Below are 2,201 nucleotides of genomic sequence, written 5' to 3'. Positions count from 1 at the left end.
CTGGGCGGCCACCTGATGAAGGTGTACGCGATCGAGGCGCCCGGCCGGAGCGTGGAGCCCGAGGAGTGGTCGCACGCCTTGCACCTCGCGACCTGTCGGCTGCTCGCGGACCGCGGCATGGGATCGCTCGGACTCGGGTGCGTCATGCTGCACGCGGGCGGAGACGGGGACTACGTGCTCGTGCACACCTGGGTCGAGGGGTTCATGTCGCGGTTGGTCGTCTTCAACGGCCCGATGGGGGAACCGGAGTCCCTCCGGCCGGCCTCGTCGGGATTGGCTCCGTGCGTCTGGGAGGCCGCGGTGATCGCCCACGAACGCGAGGTGTTCCTCCGTCACGTGCTGGCGGGCACCGGGCAGCTCGACCGGCGGCTGGACCTATGGAGCGCCGACGTGCTGTCGGTGCCGACGGGCGGGGTGTCATGACCGGGAGCACCACGCGAACCCCGCGAGTACGGCGCGCGGTCCGCCACGATCTGGTCGAGGTGACCGCTCTGGCGACGGAGCACGCGGCGTACGAGAAGTCCGATCCGCCGGTCGCGGACCTCGCCGAACGGCTTGCGGTGGTCCTGTTCGACGCCGAGTCCCCCCGCGTACTGTGCCTCGTCGCCGAGACGCCCGGCGGGGGGCTTGCCGGATATGCGACCTGCACGATCGAGTTCTCGACCTGGCAGGGGGGCGAGTATCTGTACATGGACTGCTTGTACCTGCGCGACGAGCATCGCGGGAACGGGCTGGGCGCACGACTGATGGACGCCGTCGTCGCCGAGGCAGTGGCCCTGGGACTGGGCGAGGTGCAGTGGCAGACGCCGTCGTGGAACGCGGGTGCGATTCGCTTCTACGACCGCCTGGGCACCGCACGGCAGGACAAGACGCGCTTCACGCTCCAGGTGCCCCGCCGCTGACCGGCTTGGCACTCAACGCCGCCGACCGCGCCCGCTCGTGCGCCACATGGCGTACGTAGCGCAAAGCGTCCGTTGCATGTATCGCCCAACAATACAGACCCTGTGCCCCTCAGATCCGGGGTCCACCATCAGCCCGTTCGGCGAAGCGCGAGAAAAGCGCTACATCACCGTTGACACACGTTGATGACGTGTAGAGAGTTTCCTCCATCACATCACCGGCCGCGAAGCGTGTCGCCCCCGCGCAGAGGCGCAGCGAGGAGGAATGGTGAGTCAAGCCATCGCACCACCGAGACAGAAGATGAGCAGGATCGCGGTCGCGAGCCTGGTCGGCACGACCATCGAGTTCTACGACTTCTTCATCTACGGCACCGCCGCGGCCCTGGTGTTCCAGGGCGTCTTCTTTCCCGCGCTCGGGACGGCGGCAGGTACGGCAGCGGCGTTCGCGACCTTCGGCGTCGCATTCGTCGCCCGCCCGCTCGGGTCCATCGTGTTCGGTCACTTCGGTGACCGCCTCGGGCGCAAGAAGACGCTGGTGGCGACGTTGCTGCTGATGGGCTTCGCGACCGTGGCCGTCGGCCTGCTGCCAAGCACCGAGACCATCGGCGCGGCGGCACCCGTCCTGCTGGTCGTCCTGCGGATATGCCAGGGCGTGGCCGTCGGCGGCGAGTGGGCGGGGGCGACGTTGCTGACGGCGGAGAACGCCCCACGGGAGAAACGCGGGCTCTACGCTCTCTTCCCGCAGCTCGGGCCTTCGCTGGCGTTCATGCTGTCCAGCGCGACGTTCCTGGTGACCACGCTCTCGATGAGCAAGGCGTCCTTCGCCGCGTGGGGCTGGCGCATCCCGTTCCTGATCAGCATCGTGCTCGTCGTCGTCGGGCTCTATGTACGCTTGAAGATCGAGGAGTCCGCCGTGTTCACCGCGGCCGCCGCCGGCAAGAAGCCGACCAAGCTGCCGATCACGGCGACTCTGACCCGCCAGCCTCGTGAGGTCCTCTTCGGCGCGGGTGCCGTCGTCATGACGTTCGCGTTCTTCTACGTGAGCATGACGTACCTGACCACGTACGGCATCGAGAAACTCGGCCTGTCCCTGTCGACCGTGCTCAGCATCGGAATCGTCGCCGGGCTCGCCTTCGCCGTCACCACGGTCCTCGGATCGATCGCCTCTGATCGCTTCGGCCGGCGAAAGGTGATCACGACGGCCAACGCGCTGGCTGTTCCGGTCGCGCTGGCCCTGTTCCCGATCCTCGATCTCGGCACACCGATGGCGTTCGCGGTCGGCATGTGCCTCCCGCTGGCCGT

General features: G+C 68.1%; 3 protein-coding genes. All 3 read left to right on the top strand.

Going from position 1 to position 2,201, the window contains the following annotated elements:
• Positions 1–423: hypothetical protein (locus tag ACRDP3_RS03875; protein ID WP_431515382.1), on the top strand; the 423-nt coding region annotated here is incomplete at its 5' end.
• Positions 420–902 (top strand): N-acetyltransferase family protein, encoded by a 483-nt coding sequence (locus tag ACRDP3_RS03870; protein ID WP_431515381.1) that lies wholly within the window; start codon positions 420–422, stop codon positions 900–902. The genes ACRDP3_RS03875 and ACRDP3_RS03870, both read left to right, overlap by 4 nt.
• Positions 903–1,200: 298 nt before the next feature.
• On the top strand, positions 1,201–2,201 hold a 1,001-nt coding region (locus tag ACRDP3_RS03865; protein WP_431515380.1), incomplete at its 3' end, for an MFS transporter.

Origin of the sequence: Streptomyces sp. (genome assembly GCF_050698815.1) — a bacterium.
In the GTDB taxonomy this organism is placed as follows: Bacteria; Actinomycetota; Actinomycetes; order Streptomycetales; family Streptomycetaceae; genus Streptomyces.
This window is presented reverse-complemented; position numbering and strand designations above follow the sequence as displayed.